This is a genomic window from Siphonobacter sp. BAB-5405, assembly GCF_002872335.1.
GTDB lineage: Bacteria > Bacteroidota > Bacteroidia > Cytophagales > Spirosomataceae > Siphonobacter.
Map to the genome: position 1 here is coordinate 1 of NZ_NJAG01000023.1, position 18194 is coordinate 18194.

Annotated in this window: 11 protein-coding genes; 3 read left to right on the forward strand and 8 right to left on the reverse strand. The window is 46.6% G+C overall.

Annotated elements, in window-relative coordinates; translation table 11 throughout:
* Together BWI97_RS17125 and BWI97_RS17130 are read right to left on the reverse strand one after the other, a co-directional pair.
* Nucleotides 1-1223: hypothetical protein (locus tag BWI97_RS17125; protein WP_199182029.1), on the reverse strand; the 1223-nt coding region annotated here is incomplete at its 3' end.
* A gap of 608 nt (nucleotides 1224-1831) precedes the next feature.
* Nucleotides 1832-3184, reverse strand: a complete 1353-nt coding sequence (locus BWI97_RS17130; protein WP_233207892.1) for a site-specific integrase — start codon at nucleotides 3182-3184, stop codon at nucleotides 1832-1834.
* A 495-nt stretch (nucleotides 3185-3679) separates the two neighbouring features.
* Here BWI97_RS17130 and BWI97_RS17135 point away from each other — a divergent pair, with 495 nt between their 5' ends.
* Both BWI97_RS17135 and BWI97_RS17140 read left to right on the forward strand, forming a co-directional pair.
* A complete protein-coding gene (locus BWI97_RS17135) occupies nucleotides 3680-3859 on the forward strand; it encodes an Arm DNA-binding domain-containing protein (protein WP_094816930.1) in 180 nt (59 codons plus the stop codon).
* Nucleotides 3860-4032: 173 nt separating this feature from the next.
* Entirely contained in the window at nucleotides 4033-4272 is a 240-nt protein-coding gene (locus BWI97_RS17140) for a tyrosine-type recombinase/integrase (protein ID WP_158242781.1), read from the forward strand.
* A gap of 5 nt (nucleotides 4273-4277) precedes the next feature.
* Here BWI97_RS17140 and BWI97_RS17145 read toward each other — a convergent pair whose 3' ends face one another.
* The 6 genes from BWI97_RS17145 to BWI97_RS17170 all read right to left on the reverse strand — a co-directional run bounded on the left by BWI97_RS17145 (nucleotide 4278) and on the right by BWI97_RS17170 (nucleotide 15210).
* On the reverse strand, nucleotides 4278-5489 hold the full coding sequence (locus BWI97_RS17145; protein ID WP_102202057.1) for a PQQ-binding-like beta-propeller repeat protein: 1212 nt from the start codon (nucleotides 5487-5489) through the stop codon (nucleotides 4278-4280).
* Nucleotides 5490-5906: 417 nt separating this feature from the next.
* Nucleotides 5907-6674, reverse strand: coding sequence for a ferritin-like domain-containing protein (locus tag BWI97_RS17150; protein WP_094816933.1), 768 nt, complete (start codon nucleotides 6672-6674; stop codon nucleotides 5907-5909).
* Nucleotides 6675-6732: 58 nt separating this feature from the next.
* Nucleotides 6733-7464 carry a ferritin-like domain-containing protein gene (locus BWI97_RS17155; protein WP_102202109.1) on the reverse strand — a complete coding sequence of 244 codons (732 nt, stop codon included), beginning with the start codon at nucleotides 7462-7464 and terminating at the stop codon, nucleotides 6733-6735.
* Nucleotides 7465-7856: 392 nt separating this feature from the next.
* Nucleotides 7857-9029, reverse strand: a complete 1173-nt coding sequence (locus BWI97_RS17160) for a Pycsar system effector family protein (protein WP_102202059.1) — start codon at nucleotides 9027-9029, stop codon at nucleotides 7857-7859.
* A 50-nt stretch (nucleotides 9030-9079) separates the two neighbouring features.
* A complete protein-coding gene (locus tag BWI97_RS17165) occupies nucleotides 9080-12730 on the reverse strand; it encodes a BamA/TamA family outer membrane protein (RefSeq protein WP_102202110.1) in 3651 nt (1216 codons plus the stop codon).
* A 98-nt stretch (nucleotides 12731-12828) separates the two neighbouring features.
* Nucleotides 12829-15210, reverse strand: coding sequence for a GAF domain-containing protein (locus BWI97_RS17170; RefSeq protein WP_094816936.1), 2382 nt, complete (start codon nucleotides 15208-15210; stop codon nucleotides 12829-12831).
* Nucleotides 15211-16327: 1117 nt separating this feature from the next.
* On the opposite strand from BWI97_RS17170, the gene BWI97_RS17175 reads away from it, so the two are divergent.
* Entirely contained in the window at nucleotides 16328-18190 is a 1863-nt protein-coding gene (locus tag BWI97_RS17175; protein ID WP_102202061.1) for an HAD-IIIA family hydrolase, read from the forward strand.
* The last annotated feature ends 4 nt before the right edge of the window (nucleotides 18191-18194 follow it).

An 18194-nucleotide genomic window follows, 5' to 3' on the forward strand; every position in this document is an offset into this window, starting at 1 on the left:
CAAACGGAATGTAAATTTTGTTTATTGCCTTCACCATATGAAGTATAGTGTACAATATTTGATGAATTTAGAATATATTTTGGCATACCAAGGTATGCATTTGTAGCAAATGCCTTATCATTATCGCTAGCTATATCCTGATTCACGCCATTAGGATGAGTATGATAATGCCCTGCAACTGTGTGAGTTCTGTATTCAACTGGATTCTTACTATAATCATAAGTAGTTATTTCCCATGTACCATTGCTTGATTGACCCATAGAAAAAACAGTTCTGTTGCTTTCATCTGTATATTGATTAGAAGTATATGAAGTTACCGGGTTATTCTCAATACTGGGTAAGATAAAAACCTTACCATCTGTAGTATATATTCCTACAATTTCTCTGTCAAAACCAGCTTGTAACTGAAGCATCAGTTTGAGGGCAGCACATTGGCCATTAACTATCCTGATTTTTCTAAGTTCAGTGTCATCTGCACCTTCTTCAGAGGAGGCTGGATTATCACCGCCGCCGCTTGACGTACTACCACCACTACCACCACCACCAGTATGGCCTGGATCATATTGATGAGGGTGAGGGTCAGTGGTACAACCACAATAATTACCATCATCTGTAAGCCTAGGAGCCCTAACTACAATTTCTTCCAAATTGACTGTCTCATTATAAGGGTCTGTTTGCGTAGCCTTGAAAATTGTACCTCCTTCGGCATAAATGTTTAATTCAGAAATACCAATTTCTTTTTTACTAAGGTTGCTTATAGAAACTATAGCATAACCGTCTTTTTCAATGTAACTTTTATTATCTATAATGTTACTTTTGCTATTTAAATATCTTCTAGATAGTGAATGTGATTGTAATTTTCCATTTATATCATAAGCAGTAACCTCCATTTCAACTATAGATTTTTTCATCTTTTTTAGCGTGTATGGCAATACAGCTAAGCTTACCTGATATGGTGGTTTGAACCTGTTATGTGACTCATTATCAATATTTATTACAGAAGGAAGGACGCCTAGTCCAATAGAATAGATAAAAGCTTTCCAAGTTGAAGAAGTGTTAAATGGAGTAATTCTAATAGATGTAAGTAAGGAATCACCTCGGTGTACTTCAACTTTGATATGCTGCTGTTGTAAACCCTTTAAACGGTTACTTGAGGTAATACTTTGTCCAAATATGGATAATGATACAAAATAAAAAAGAGAAAATAGTACTGTTTTTTTCATAATTGAATTTTTTGGTGAATTATCAGCCCTATATCAATCTAGAATTAAAAATGTAACCTCTATATAAAAAAAATACAAGCAAAAACTTTAATTACTGATAATGTTCTTGGAATAAGATAATTATAATATTAGTTTGTAAAAGATTATTAGTAGTTGTTATTAATTAAATTGTATGTTTTTAATCTTATCATTTTAGCATGATACTTTACTTAAATGTTAAAATGTAAATAAAATTAGATAATTATTAATATATACATACTTTATTTTATTAAAGTATTCATAATGAGGGTTTTATATAGGGAGTTGGTTTGTTGAATACCAGTAAGTGTTTAAACACATAAGATTATTTAAAAATACGCTTTATAATACAACCGTTATAATAATAGGTTTTAAGGGTGTACATGGGCTAGACTCTTCATTTTCATACTAAAAACAGCTTCGCTTAATGTAAAGTAAACGGTCTATAAATACGATTTGAATGAAAGGCCAGGATATATATATAGAACGGGCGTAAGAAAAGAATATTTGAAGGTATAAGCTGAAAAACGCTGGAGTTCTGATGGCCGATACAAAAAATATTTGGAAAGCACTAATCACGATGTATACGATCAGGGTTTTTTTTCTTGATTATTAGGTAATAAGTTAGCTACGTATTTTTTGTTTTGCTTTTTACTAAATCGACCTAAATACCGCTCAGTGGTTGAAAAGGTAGTATGTCCTAACGCATCTGAAATAAAGTAAAGAGGTACCGATTCTGACTGCAACAAAACGGTTGCGAATGAATGTCGAGCCTCGTACGTTCTTAGTTTGATCGAAATGCCTACTTCTTTCGCTATGATAGATAAGTGATTGTTCGTGACGCTGATTAAAGAGTCGATAACTGATCGTTTCCGGCTTTCATCCATGTCATCGCTGAGAAAGGGGAAGACATATTCATTGGGTGAATAAGGCGTGCCCCAACGCTTGAATATTTCAATACTCTCATCGTGTAGGTTAACGATGATATCTTTTTGACGCTCTTTCCGAGTACGTAAGGTCTTTTGGCGTTTGAACGTAATCTCTTTGGTAATTAAATTGACCTGGTGCCAGCGAAGCATACAAAGGTCTTTCATGTTAATTCCATTCGATAAGTACGTAAGAATCCATAAATCTTTACTACGCTGACGAGTGGAACCCGCTTCAGCCTCGTATTTGAAGATTTTCTCTATGTCAGTAAGTTCTAGTGCTTTGGGGTTACCTTCTTCACTGGGAATCACGTAAGCTGACTTGAAAGGGTAGGCGTTCTCCGAAATGATTTTATCCTTAATGGCTGAATTAAAAGCTTTCCTGATTTGCCTGGTGTAAATGTTGACGGTATTGATAGAGGCGGGTAGGGGTTTACCGTTTTGTTTTTTAGAAGCTTTCCCGTATTTCAGCATCCATGACTCGTATTTTTCTAAGAATTCGGGGGTAATGTCCGTAAAGAGCAATTGATCTGCACCCTTTTGAAACCTGATCAGTGATTGACTGGCCGATATACAGAGATTTCCGTTTTTGATGCTGCCAAGGGCGTACTCTTTCTCTTTCAGTAGTTTGAACCGGGCGTGAATATTCAAAGGATTGCCGTTGCTGGGTACATGCGAATCAGATAGCTTCTGGCTGGTTGATTCTGCACCAGAATTGCTAAATAAGATTTTAAAGGTTTTGAAGTCAAAGGGAGATAGCTTTTCTATGATCGCTTTTGCAGTGTCCAGGTGGGATCGGATCAGAAAGTACTGTTGTCTGACTTCCTCGGAGACTCTTAAGTTACCCGTAGTATGAAATAATACGATTTTTGCATAAACGGCCTTAGAGACAATAACGGGCTCAGCGTTGGGCAAAGCGTATTTTCGTTGTTCTCTTTTGAAAGTAATGCGTATTTTTACGGATACTCGGTGGTCTTTTAAGGTGTCAAAGCTCAGGTTTACAGAAACAGCATTCATTGAAATCATGGATATGGATACTCACCTACAAACTCACCTACAATGCAGGAACTCACCTACGAACTCACCTACATTGCCTACAATTATAAGAGATAAAAAGGGTATGTGAAAGGATGAGTATATAAAGTAAAGTGCTGTGTATCTGTAAAGTATTTTACTTAGGTAAGGAACAGGTATAAGATAGGTATTTTATTTTCACTGCCTTCTAAGCAGTAGGTTGCAGGTTCGACGTCTGCTGGGATCACTTATCAACACGCTGGCAATGGCTGGCAATCTATAACGCCCTAGAAATCACGTTTCTAGGGCGTTTTGCTTTTATCTGCGTTCGTCAGCGTTTGCCACAGTTTGGAAAAAGTTACACCCTAGTCTTACACCCAAACCTGCAATCTTCATGAGGGATATATCCATCACACCCGAATCTTAAATTACGAATTTCTTAAAGACCACACTCAACAGATTCAGCTTCGAATTACGCAGAATAAATAGCATCGCCGTGTGGCTACGGAATACAGTGTACACGAAAATTTCTGGAACACTGATAAACACAAGGTGCGTAAGGAGCATCCCATCGCGACAGCTATTAACGCCGCTATTCGGGAGAAGGTCAGCAAGCTCATGTCCGAAATAAGTAAGGCGAATGTGCAAAACACCAGCCTATCGGCTCGCGATCTTTAGCGGAAAGCTCGTAAAGAGGTAGTAAGGGAACTTCTTTGATTTGCAGATAAGCACATCAAACGTATTACAATTCTTTCCAGAACAAAGTAATTTCCGTAGTGAATAAGCTCCGAAAGGACCGGCAAGGAATAAGATATCCTTATTAGAGCTGGCCCGCTGAAATCAATGGTTTATTGAAAGAATCAGTCAGGCAAGCCGGTATAGACAAACCCATCAGTACGCATGTTGCCCGACATAACTTTGCTGAAATGACTCGTGAACTGACGGGCAATGATATTTATTTCATCTCGGCGGGTTTAGGTCATAGCTCTGTGAGTATCACCGAAGGGTATTTCAATAAAGAATTGAAAACGGGAGCTGACAAACTATCGCAGATTGTCGCTCCCGCTGGTAATCGAGATGAATCTAATTGATTCAGTTATTTGATATACTTCATAGGCGAAGAAGATGGGTAGTAGCCTTTATTGTTCAAATCAATAATTAAAGGATATTGTGAAATAGATATAGTATGCGGCTTAAATGTAGTTGACCATTTTCTACGGCCTGTTAAGGCGTCAATTGCATGAAAGGCGTCAGAACCCACGAGATAGAGCACTTCATTTGCTAAAGTTGGTAAATTGTAAAAGTCAAAATCTTTATCCTCTATTTGCCATTGAAGTGTTCCATCAATCTTACTATAGAGACTTAATTTATCGCCTATAACATAGATTCGCTCGTGATCGATTGAAATAGAGATATGCTTTCCAGGTACCTTAACTTTCCATATTAACTTTCCTGTAGTGAGTTCTAGTGCAAAAAGATACCCTGCTCCATCTCCTACGTAGAGTATAGTATCGGCTATCTCAATCGTTGAACCGTTATCTATTTGTTTATTTTCCCAGAATTTACGTCCTGTTTGAGCATCATATGCTTCAATTCCTGATGTAAGGTCAGAGCTATAGTTTTGTCGGGACATAATTATATAATCCTGATAGCCTGCTGGTTTAGGTCCTCCAATTTCAGAATAGGGAAAATCTATTTCCCATAATTTGTTGCCTGTAGAAGCATCTAAAGCTAAAAAACCTAGGGAAGTTTCTATGTACAAGGCATTTCTATGAAATTGAGGATGACCCAGAGGAATATAGTCTTTTGTTGTCCCATCATAAGAACGGGGTGACATTTCATAAGACCATCTAATCTGACCATTGCTTATATCAATAGCTAGAATACTAAAGTTGGTGTTGTTGTAACCGAATCTTTCTAAGTGGTCCTTGCGTTGAAAAGCCCCATAGATAAGTCCATCTCTAATAACGAGAGAGTTGAAATTAGTAAAAAGGTTAACGTAAGGCGTCTGGTTCTGATAGGGAGAAGTCAACTGACTTTCCCATACCTTTTTACCCGAATGCACATGGTATCCGTAGATTTTGTTGCGAGCCGTACGAACATAAATAGTCGAGTCAGCTAATACTGGACCTGCAAAAAGGCTATCATTTTCTGTAACCCATACAATCTTACCCGTTTGTGTATCAATAGCATATAAATTAAGATCGCTCAAGACCATAAACGCTTTATCGTTTCGAACAGAATTTTGTTTTTGAGCGTATCCCAGAATGCTGTAGAACAAAAAGAACAAGAGGGGAAGTCGTTTCATAAAGAGGAGTACTCAATCAAGAAGGCTTATTGTTGGTAAAAGTAGATCAGTTGCTTAGGATCCTAGCCAACTGATCTACAATAATTAACCAAACGTACTCTGGCCGGCCGTAGCCCCGTTCCGGCTAATCGCGTCTGCGAATACACTCGGCTTGGCATTGATACTCCAGAGAGCACTGTTGCTTTCGCCCTATAGTTACAGTAAGCGGCGATCAAATACCGTTAGCATTGCTGATCCAATAACCCCTCGTTAAAATGAAGCGAATTATAATCGTTGGGACCTAACAAAGCCAACGTTTACGGTTTTGGCTGTATTGGGCACCCTCTAAATGATATAAGAAAACGAACTCGATCCCTATAAAACCAAAAAACCCAAGCCCTAAGACCCAGGTTTTTTGATAAACGGATACTTTCGAATCTACATTACAATCAACGGAGACACAATCGCGAGTACCTGCTCTTTCGTCAGGGGCTCGTCGAAGGCTTCCGAGACCACGATGTCCGAGAATCCGGGGCCCAGTTTGGTTACGTCCACTTTCTGTACCACGTTTTCCTCGCCGGCGTATACGGCAGCAGGGGCTCCGTCCGGTTCGTTTTTGGTGATCCAGACGCGGCCTTCGCGAATGCGACGCACTTCGGCGGCATGACGGGCTTCAACCGCGTGAATTTGCAGGGCCGTGGTCAGTACCGCCTGTTTGTACAGTTTCGGAGCCTGTCCTTTGTAGGCCCGAACGCCCGTATCTTCAAAGGCCTGCGAAACGATCAGGAAGGTTTGGTAGTCCGAGAATACGTTCGGAAATACTTCTTCGAATTTGAACATCTTGGGTTTGGCTACCGCAGCACTGCCCAGGACTGATTTCAACAACTTGACGTGGGCGTCCTCGTGCTTGCTGATTTGCTCAAATACGGGTCGATCCCCACCAAACGACAGGCTAGTGCTCAATGCTTTTTTGTAGAATTCGTCTTCCAGGTATTCCAGCGTCAGAGCAAAGTTCAGCACTTCCTGTACTTCAGTGGACTGAGCAAAGGCTTCCTGTGTGACGCTGGCCAGGGCGAGAGGTAGGGCGGCCGCTGTCGCTGCCTTCGTGCCCTTGCGGAGAAAATAACGACGCGAGTAGAAGGATAAACGCTCCGTAGCGTCGCCATCTATCTTTTCAATATCGGAAAAAATCTGAAAAATATTCATGGATTGAATCGAAGTTCAAGAGAGAGTCAAGTAGTAAGTAGATAGAAAAAGGCCGATGCTATTGAACGGGAATCCGCTCCGCCGTGATTCGCTCTTTGATGTAGGGCTGAGCCAGTACGACCACTTGTTGCGGGTACAGGGCCCGATCCAGACCCGTATCGGGCGTGATGATGTCATCGCCGGCAAAACTGCCTGGCATGTTGGATCGTGGATGCAGCAGATCGCGGAGCAGAGCCGCATGGCGAGCTTCTACGGATACGATTTTACCCGAAAGATTCAACAGTTCCATATCCGTTACGAAACGGCCCGCTCCGTTCAGAGCGGCAACGCCCAGGTCTTCGAACGTATGACCCGTTTTCAGAATTTCTTCACGCGATCCAATCTTGATGTTGTCGAAGTTCGGCGTCAGCATTGGAATGGCTTTGTCTCCCAGCAGATACCGGAACAGCTCCAGGTGCGTACGTTCCCGGTCACGGAGATCCACAAACAGGGCTTTTTCTTCCGCCGACAGTTGATTAAACGCGGGACTTTCAATCACGGTTGAATAAAACGCTACTTCCAGTTGCTCCTGGGCATACGACAGGTTCATAATGCCCACATCGCCAAATCCTAAATCAATGAAGTTAGGATCATATACGATGGGTTTGTGGTCTTCACAGGCTAACGTGGTTAACGTAAGAGCTGAAATAGAGGACAAGCCGGCAAAACGGAGAAAGGTGCGGCGACCTACAGCAGTGGTACCGTTGTTCGAGCCGCCCGATGCGGCTGAACCCGTAGAAAGTTGATTCATAGAACGGTTAAAAAAGATGAAAAAGGACAAATACTCAAGGTTCAGGCACATCTTTCAACTTCGTACGCGAAAACACCCCTCGGGTGGTTCGGGCACGACTGAACACATGCACAAGCATTCACTTTTATTAGAGTAACTGAGTAAAATGTGCTAATGGCGGTACGTCTACGGTGCGGTTTTTCCCTCCACAGTTTAGGGCTCGTAGAGGAAGCCTCGACGTACGGTTTTTTGTAAGGGGCAACAAAAAACGCTGGTATACTTCTAAAAAAAGGTATACCAGCGATCCAACGAAGGTGAATAAACGTTATTAACTATAGGTAAGCTGGAGCGTGCTAAATCTAGTACCGTAGGTTAACCATAGGAGACGAACCTGTCAGGGATATACGCAAAGGCTAATCTTCCAGGAACGTGAATACAATCAGATACGATAAAATGGATACGACAAACCCGAACATAAAAATGTTATAGGCGATGCGGAGGAGCTTATATTTCTTGCCCAGTACGACGCCCAGGTGGTAGATGTCGCGGGTCATGCTGCCGTAGAGAAATTCGCTGTCCTTCATCATGGCGTCGATGCCACGTTCGTAGTCTTCCAGGGTCATGTTGTAAAAATTACCGAAAAAGAGCAGGTTGGCTTTCTTCTGCCGAATGTCATCCATACTCACCGTGCCCCGGGTAATGTTCGGTCGCGTGGCCAGTACGGCAAAAATGATGGTCAGGACAGCCGTAAGCAGAAAGATGGCCGTAGGCGGAATCAATTGCGGGTGATTTTCCAGCCGGTGCGACAAGACCGATACCACCACCGAAACCATGATGGAATTGACCGAAATCATGATGTTGGCTTTGCTGTCGGCAATTTCACTCAGGCGTAAATGGTTGGTGGACGTCGTCCGAAACATGGTTTCGATCCCGCGTTCGGGGTCTTTCTTTTTCTTTTCCGCGACGAGTGGCTGCATGGGTGCGTCGGTTTTTTCGGCCTGCTTATCCAGGAGTCGCCGCAGGTTTTCGGCTTTCGTTGCGTCAAACATTTTTCGGGCCATCGGCGTGAAATACTGATGCGACTGGATGAATTCGATATTACCCATTCGCCAGAGGTTTCCCGAAATCTGGATGCCTTTCATGGCCTCTATTTCTTTCCGCAAAAGTTTGGTTTTGTCCTTATAATCGACGCTACCCAGGTGCGACAGATCCGCATCGCAGATAATTTCTTCCAGTAAATTGTGGGGCTTTTGGGGCATTCGGGTCGCCAAAATGCAGCCTTCCACCTGGGCAATTAGCTCGGCAGACTGTCCTTCGCTCTGCAGGAATGCCGTCGCCAGCTCGGCACTTTTTTCCTCGTGTTGCATCTTCGGGCTGAATAAATAGCCCGCATCGTGAAACCAGGCGGCTACGAGTACCGTCTGGTACTGGATGTCGTTCAACTGATACTGACGGCTCAGGGCCTCGGCGGCTTGCACGACTTCCTGGGTGTGGGTAAGCGTATGGTACGCCAGTGAAGGCGTGGGATGTTCGTCGTACAGACGCAGCACATGAGCTTCCGCTTTCGATACTAAGGGATCAGTCATTACGACTCGGTTTAGAAAAATACGGACTGGTAATATAAGTCAACTTTTGCTTAAAAACGGAATCCTACGGAAACGTAGGGTAGGGTTCCTTCCCTCGAAAATGCCACGGAAGCGTTGAAAATGAGTAAACTGGCTGGTGAAACGTACAGCCCAGCTCCGTACCCATCGTGCCAGCGTTGGGAGTTTTCGTTTTTCACCCAGACGCGTCCGAGGTCGTTGAAAAGCGTAAGCCCCACGGTTCCCGGAAAGAGGTACGAGTTAAAATTAAATAGCTTCGTCCGGATTTCGAGGTTATGATACACCTGTTTCTCTCCCGCAAAACGGTACTTCCGGAAGCCCCGCAGGTTGTCCTGTCCACCGAGGTACTGCAACTGATAAAAGGCCGGGTTGCCGTAGGTTAGTCCCCCGCCAATCCGGTTGACAATGACGATACGGGCGGCGTTCGAGAAACTGGCATGAACGGTCAGGTCGGTACTCAACTGCGTCATGTGGTTTCGCTGGTCGCTAAAACCCTGTAGGGTCATTGCGGTCGTATTCCAGTACAGGCCCCGGGTAGGGAGCGTAGGGTTATTTCGGTTGTCGATGACGACACTCGCCTGCAAACCGCCGTAAAACTGTCGCCGCAAAAAGGGTGCATTATTTTTAGCTAAATAGCGTTCCAGGAATCGCCCCTGATTATCCTCCATATCTACGTTAAAATACTGAAAAACCGGACCCGCCATGACTTGCAGGTGCTGACCCAACCGACGTTTGAGTAGGGCCGATACCGTACTTAAATCGTAGCGGGTGCGGTAATAACGAATTTTCCGCCCTTTTTCGTAGACCGTTTCGTTACCAATGCCGAAAAAGTTGGTCACGTTGTCAGGAGCCCGCAGATACGCGTTGATCCAGAGGTCGTTTTTGCCCAGCAAATGCGTAAAAATACCGTCGTACTTGATGGCCGTCGCTTCCGTAGCCAGGGCGTGGCTGATGAGCAGCCGGTTCATGGACGCGTAGGGCGACTTACGGAAGCCGTGTTTGGTAAACTGAAATCCGGCTCCAAGCAGGATACCATCGTCCAGGTTAAAGCCCGCCGAGGCCAGCGGAGCCAGGCGGTTGTACTGGAAGGCGTGGTTGTCGTAAGCGTTGATGGTAGGATCGCTGGAGGCGTGCACTTGAGCCGTTTGGGGCTCGGGCCAGACATTGGCTTCCGTACGAAGGTCGTACACCTGGGTCTGCCTTTTTCGCGTATCCTGAAGGGCAAATCGGTCAATGCCTTCGCCACCGATGAGGCGTATTTTTATACCGGAAGAAGCCGTACCCCGCACGACAAACTGGTCGGTACCCGCCTGACCGTACAAGCGGATTTCCTTCGTCTCGGCTGGGTCAAATACGCGGTGGTACAATTGCTGTTTCAACGTACTATCCTTGCCGATTTTGTACACCCGGACCGACACGCGGCCATCCGGCTGATGTTCCACCTCAAAACGCTCGGCTTTGTTACTGCCGGGAATATCGACCGCCCGGGCCAGGAAACGGTAATAGGTAAGGCCTTCACTGAGCAGATTGGCCCGACGGGCTTTGAGGGTCGATAGAATGTCGGTTCCGAAATTTTTCTGAATTGGATCGGGAAACTGCCGGACGGCTGCTTCGAGTACGGCATCGGTCAGCTTGCCCTGCAGAGCGGTGATTTCTTCCTGCCAATCCTGCTGACTAAGCTCCTGTAAGAACATCCGGTCGAAGTACCGGGCGTTGTACATAAATCCATTCACATTATGCAGGTGGTCGCGAAAACCCTGGAATTTGGGCTGTAACCACGAACGGGCTGCAATGTAGGGGAACAGTCCACCCGATTTGAAAAAGACCTGATCGCGATCGCGGGGAATGGGTTCGTACACCTTGCCGTTTTTGGTTTTTCGACTGCTCCACCGCCACTGATCTTCGTGTCGATCCCAGTCGCCCATCACTAAATCCAGCATACGGGCCCGAACGACGGCCCGCTGATTAACGCGGTCATCGTTGTCTTTTTGCAGGGCATCGATCAACTTGGGGGTACTAAGGCTTTTTTCGGTAACGGGATTGCGTTCTTCGAGCAAACAGACGGTTCCGGCAAAATCAACGCCGTATACGCCCAGAGCCGGATCGTCCGGTACATAAACTATTTTGGGGTTGGCATGCGGTACGTCAGCGGCTTCCGCCAGCGTGGATACCGCCAGGGGGGCGAAAGGAAATGCCGCCGAAATCTGATCCTGAATAATGTCTTTCGCCACGGTTTGCCGCAGGTACGCAGGCAGGGCTTTTTCGGGAGCCTTCTGAATGGTACGAAGTACCCATTCCTTGCCCGAAGCATCTTCCAGCCGCAGGGATTTGGTTTGCTGACCGCCGCCGCGTTGGAGAATTTTGAAGCCTCCCTTTTCTTTGGTAATGTCGAATACCGGCAGGGTGACGGGGGTCGCCCAGACTTTGCGATAGTTTTCTCCGAACAGTCGACGGTGCAGGGTACTCACGCTATCGTAGTCCGGAGCAATGGCTACGGTTACGGAATCGGGCCAGGATTTTTCCCGGATCCGGGCATGATCTGGCGTGGCCTTGCGGTCAATTTTGTAGATCGGGGCCGTATGAGCCAGGGTGGCCTGAGCGGCTTCGTCGACGGTGTAGAACGCGGCCTGTACCCGACCGTCCCGTAGTTCGTCGAGGACTACGTACCCCCATTCACCACTAACGAAACGAGCCTTCTTGCCCTTTTTGACCCGTTCCCGATTGATACCTGATCCACTGACAATAAAATTCCGGTTCCCGTCTACGATATGCTGTAGGGCATGGTCGTGCCCTGAGACAAAGACAACGTTGGGGGCAGGCTGGGTGGCTTTCTCCAGTACCTGAGCCATGTGTTTGTAAATCGGATTGGGCAAATCCTGCACGGTACCGAATACGCCCCGGGCGATGGGATAAATCGATCCAATGACCGGTAACGGAATGTACAGGTGAGGGTTAATATCGGTAAATGGAAAAATATGCTGCTTGAGCGTATAATAGCCCCCGTGAATGCCGTAGCTGCGGAAGGGCTGGTGCGTCGCCAGAATGATTCCCTTGTCACGATTGAGGTATACCAACTCCGAGAGTCGCGTGACGACTTCATCTTCGGTTTTGCAGGCACAGTCTGAATCTCTGCCGGGTTTATCGTTGGGATGTAGCCACCACTGCGTATCAACGATGATCAGAACCAGATGATCGTTTAGCTCCACCAGTTCAGGACCAGGACAGCCGCCGGCGGGAAGCAAACGGATGTTGGGCGAATTCAGACTGTCGAGCCAACGGCCCTGGCGTTTGATTTTCTCCCAGCCGTCGGGATGATCCTTACTCCAGTCGTGATTACCCGGGATGAACAATACCTGAGACGCTTTCCCAATGCCAAGCTGGGCCTGGTAACGCAGAATGGTCGTCAGGGAGTCGTAATCCGGACTGGCTTCGTCGGATAATCCGTGCGGGTACACGTTATCGCCGAGGTACAGCATCGTTGTCTGCGGATCGTCGAAGGAATATCGGGCTCGTACCGCATCTACCACCGGATTTTTGCCCTTGTACAGGCGTCCGGCGTCCCCAATGAGTACGAGTCGATGCACGACGGAGTCGGGTCGGGCCTGCTGGGCCCGTATCGGAAGTATTCCACCAAAAACCAGCAGCAGAATCAGGCTTCGGCGGAGGAAGAAGAACGTACGCATAAAAGAATGACAGGTGAAACACAAGAGCGGCACCGCTTCGTTGTCAGCAATGAAGGGCCGTCCCGAACCCGGAACGGCCAAAGCTACGGTTTATCTATTTAGGATTGAGCGACCAGCAGTTCCTGCTCAGGTACCCCCAGGGGTTCCGCGTATTGAATGGCCAGCCGAATGGCTTTTAGTCCAACAACGCCCTGCAAAGGCTCCAGATCGAGGTATTCCAACGTAGGGCTAATCCGGTTCTGTTCCTGTAATAAAGTGATTAAAGGAAGATAATCCGCGATTTCCTGCTGATGGGTATACACCAGGGCAATGTGGTCGGGTTGCGTCAGGCGTTCGTTGGTACCACGCACCAGGGCCTTGTCGATCCGTTTTTTAATGACTTCATACCGGATGCTGTAGGAGCCTTCCACGTCAAAGCGGTGTTCATCCTCCCGGAAACTGATGTTCACGGGCTGGGAATGAGCCAGAATCAGCTGCGTCGTTTGCAGGGGTCGCGGCAGGTGCGGTAACAGACGATGCGTGAGTTGAGCCAGATCCACCATCGACGTCAATTGCCAGAGTCTCAACCGCCGTAAGTCATTGGCTACGAAAGGATTTTGCGGGGAAATCGACTGTCCCACGTAGATATTGTACTCCATGCCGTCGGTCCGGTACTTCTCAAAATAGTGCGGATAAACGGCCTGTAATTGCTGTTCTTCCTGCTCAATGTACCCGTTAACGGCCGCGTTGATCCAGTCCAGACTGCGTTCATAATTCCGGGAAGCCTGGTGGAAATGGCCCGTTTGTGGATCGGTTTGCTGAAAATAATACTCAAGGGATGGTTCCAGTGCTTTGGAATCGAGCTGCAAACGGCGGAAGTAAGGCGTAACCTGCTGCGACAAAAACAGGAGAATACTTTCTTCGGTATCGGGCGTCAGATCGTCGAGCAATAACTCCTGCCAGTACCGGGTTTCCACCTGCAATTGCTGCGATCGCTCCGAAGCTACACTAGGTTCCTGCAACAGCGAAGCAGCAGCAGCCAATTGATGGCTCAGGTCCGTACGGATGGCCCAGTGCCGTTCCAGCGACGAATTCCGAATGTCGATGGCTCCGTATAAGGGATACACCTGCGGAAAACGAATGCGGGCAGTTTCCCGGTCCGCCGGTTTTTTGCCACCAGCCCGCAGATACTGCCAGGCTACTTCGTTGAATTTCCATTCAACGGCCGGTTGCAGGGTCGTGAATTTTTGCCGAATCAGTCGTTGAATGCGTTTATTGAATTCACTGATCTGGAAGAGTAATAATTCCCGAACGAGCGGAATGACGCGTTCGACCTTGAAGAGAATTTCGTCGTCCAGAGCGTCGGCGTTGGGGCTGCCAATTTCGAGTACACCCACGACCTGATCCGCCGCTTTAATGGGATACAGAATAAAACTTTGCAGGCCGTTAGAAACCAGCCGCTGTAACTCGGGCTCCGAAAACTTGTTCAGGTTACAGAAAACGTGCGGGTAATCGTGTTGAGCGAGTCGCTCGGCAATGCGTTCCTGCATGGTCTGCTGACTGCCTTCCACCCAGGCTTCGCCGCAGGTTTTCTCAAAATCGGCCATCGCCAGTACCACACTACGACTACCAAAATCGGGGTGAAAAACGTACTGCTGATTGATTTTGATGAAGGGCATCAGACCAATCCGGATGTCGGGTTGTCCGCACAAATCCCGCATGGCTTTCTCGAAGCGGCGGTAGATCATCTCCTCCGAATCACTCTGCAAGTGTACAAACACCTCTTTGAGCTGCTGAATGGTCTTGTCCTCGGTAATGTCTTCAATCAGAAAAACGCAAAATCCTTTGAGAACAAACTCGCCGAGGGGCAGGGGCGAAGGCACGCGATCCAGGGTACGATGACCTTTAGCGAATTCCGTCCATTCGGGCTGTAGAGGCGGCAAGGCAGAGCCCTGATGTTGCGGTTCTACGAAATTGACGTTTATCGTTAAACGATAGAATTTCGTAACGCCATTGACGACCCGCTGAAACGACAGCGAAGGCGTAAGTTCCTTGATAAAATGAACGCCGTAGCACTTATTCAGAATCAGCTGGTACAGAAACCGTAGTTTCTCTTTGTGATTATGAGCCTCGTCCACTTCCAGCCCTTCGTACGTATGCAGGAGAGCGTTGAACGAATCCGAAGCGTGAAATAAGTCCAGCGGAATCGGCAATCCAAAGCCATAGGGTATTTCCTTTTCGTTACTCAGTAAGGGTAATACGCTCAGCTTGAGTAGCTGAGCCATGTCTTCCAATTGCTGTGGCGTATACGTTTCATCAATAGAGTCTTCGGAAATGAGTGGCGTAAATTGTTGAAGTAAGTAATCAAATACGTGCGAGCGGGCAGCACCCGTGGACGTAGAACCCTTTTGCTGCTGTAAGTACGCAATAAAGGGTTTAAAGGATAACCTGAACTGTACCGGGAACTCGGCTACTTCAGGGGGTATAGCGATGGTATCCATGCGATATGGATGATTAGTACGTAAACAAGGAGTTAATCTTGAAGTATATAATCTAAACTTTTGACTTTGGGTTCAAATATTTCCAAAATATCGTGTGGATCGTGCGAAAGGAGGGTTGAACGGTTTGTACTGCCAGGGAATGGAAAAGGTGGAATAACAAAGGTAGGAGCATTTTCAAAATCCGTTTATGCACTTTAAAATTTCTTTGCTATAGAAAAGTTGAAAGTTTATCTTGAAATTATCTTATATCAAAGTAGTAGGTTGAAGTGAGGGATCTATTTAAGAACTAAAATAGCGTTTATTACGTAGTTGAATGCCCCTAATTTTAACGGGTTTATTTCAATTAAAATCAATACTATTTATTGATAAGAATGCTGTTTAGTAGGTATTTAAAAATGCATGATTTGATGAATTGAACCAATACATCATTGTTTTAAAGTATTGAGGAAGTTTAATGCGTTTTGAGTAATTAAAATCTCTTTATACGCCTTTGATTCCTCATTCTGTTGACGGTAGTCTACATTCAATAAAAGCCAGTTATGCAATAACCCTAAAATTTGTGGGTGTATGAGCTGCTTAGATTGACCAACACGAATGAGTAGCCTTTAAGATAAATGCCAATGTATTGTGAACTTATAAAATGAGTTAGTGTCAGGTTAATTGTGTTTCCAGGGGTTGGGAAGCTATAAATCTAAAATTGAGATTAAAATTTAATTTTGATCCTAAGGCGGTAGTGGATTTATGCATAAACAGAAAATACATGAACAGCCAAGAGTTTTAGCTGTCAGGATTCATGAGTAATGCTAGCTAAGGAGAGTTGAGGAAAGCCTTAATTTTGTGTCTGTCAATCCTTTTTGATCGGGATAATGGATGCATGTATTTACTTATATTAGTCTGGTTTTTGTATAAATGAGAAAATAATTTTCATGTTTTAATGAAGTGAAAATGAATCGTAATGAGAAGTAAATACGAGAAGTAATTCCGAAATTGGTATGGGTCTTTTCCGAAGTAAATCCTGTCTGATAAAGTCGTTTTTCATATCAGTAATTCTAAGAAGTAAGTCGCCCGCCGGAATTTGCTTTTGGAAGGTTTTGCGTACCAATCTCTGCTCGCATTTATGGAACTCAAGTACAAAATTGCACTCATCAGTGACCATGCTTCTCCATTGGCCATTTGCGGCGGCGTCGATGCCGGCGGGCAGAATATAGCCGTAGCCGAGCTGGCTCAGCACCTGGCGGATCTGGGTTATTCCATCGACATCTTTACCCGCTGGGCGGATGAAAAGCTGCCGCAGGTGATTCAGTGGCAACCGCAAATTCGGGTCGTGCACGTAAAAGCGGGTCCGAAGACCTTTCTGCCCAAAGAAGAATTTCTACCCTACATGCCGGAGTTTACGGCAGATGTACTGCGTTTTTCCAAACGCGAAGGGCATCCGTACCGACTCGTTCATGCCCATTTCTTTCTGTCGGCAATGGTCGCCGCTGATTTGAAAAAGATGCTCGGTATTCCCTTCGTCATTACTTTCCATGCCCTGGGAAAAGTCCGGCGACTCATTCAGGGCGATAGCGATAAATTTCCTGCTCTACGGTTTGATCTGGAAGATCGGGTCATTCGCGAAGCCGATCAGGTGATTGCTCTGTGTCCGCAAGACCGCGACGATCTGCTGACGCTGTACAACGCCGATCCGAACAAGCTAACGATTATCCCGAATGGCTTTAACCCCGGCGAATTTTTCATCACCGATCAAAAGCGGGCACGGGCTAAAGTAGGCCTTCCCGCCGACGAGAAAATCATTTTACAATTAGGCCGGATGGTGCCACGGAAGGGAGTGGCTACCGTCATCGAAGCCCTAGCTCGCCTGAAAAAGCAGTACGGTCAACAGGCTCGTCTGGTGATTGTGGGCGGGGAATCGGATGTGCCTGATCCGGTCATCACGCCCGAAATGGGTCGGTTACAGCAACTGGCGGAAACCGAAGGAATTGCCGATTCAGTAACCTTTGTGGGCCGGAGAGACCGGGCTCTGCTTCGGTATTACTACAGTGCCTCGGATGTCTTCGTAACCACGCCCTGGTACGAACCCTTCGGTATTACGCCGCTGGAAGCCATGGCCTCGGGTGCTCCGGTCATTGGAGCTAATGTGGGTGGCATCAAGTACACCATCACCGACGGCGAAACCGGCCTGCTGGTACCACCCAAAGATCCCGAAGCTCTGGCCGAAAAATTAAACGAGGTTTTGTCGGATAAAATGCTGGGTACTTCACTAAAAGAAAAGGCTTTACAAAACGTACACGCTCACTTTACCTGGGAGAAAGTAGCCCGGCAAACGGCTCAATTGTACGAACAATACGCTCTGCCGACCTTTCGTCCGTACCGTCATAGTCAGAAGGCTATATTTCTGGACAAAGACGGAACGCTCATTCCTGACATTCCTTACAACATCGATCCCCGGAAAATCCGCCTGTACTCTGACGCGGGAGAAGCTTTGGCTCGCCTCCAGCGGGCCGGATACCAGATTTTTGTAGTTTCAAATCAGTCGGGTGTGGCGAAGGGATTTTTTCAGGAAGAGGCCTTGACGGGCGTGGAAAGTCGCATTCGTGAACTGTTACTGCCCTGGGGCGTGCAACTGAGCGGATTTTACTATTGCCCGCATTCGCCGCAGGGTTCGGTACCTTCGTACGCCATTGACTGTACCTGCCGAAAACCCTTGCCAGGAATGATTCTGGAAGCGGCCCAGCAACACGGCATTCACCTGTCCGAATCCTGGATGGTGGGCGATATTCTCAACGACATTGAGGCGGGCCGCCGGGCGGGTTGCCGTACCGTGCTCCTCAATAACGGCAACGAAACCGAATGGGTGCCGGGGGAATTTCGGACGCCCACGCACACGGTTCAATCCCTGAAAGAAATGGCCGATACCATTCTGAATCCAGTCGTGATTCCGGTGGCACCGCGACCGCTGCAACGACCCATTCAAGCGTAGGACA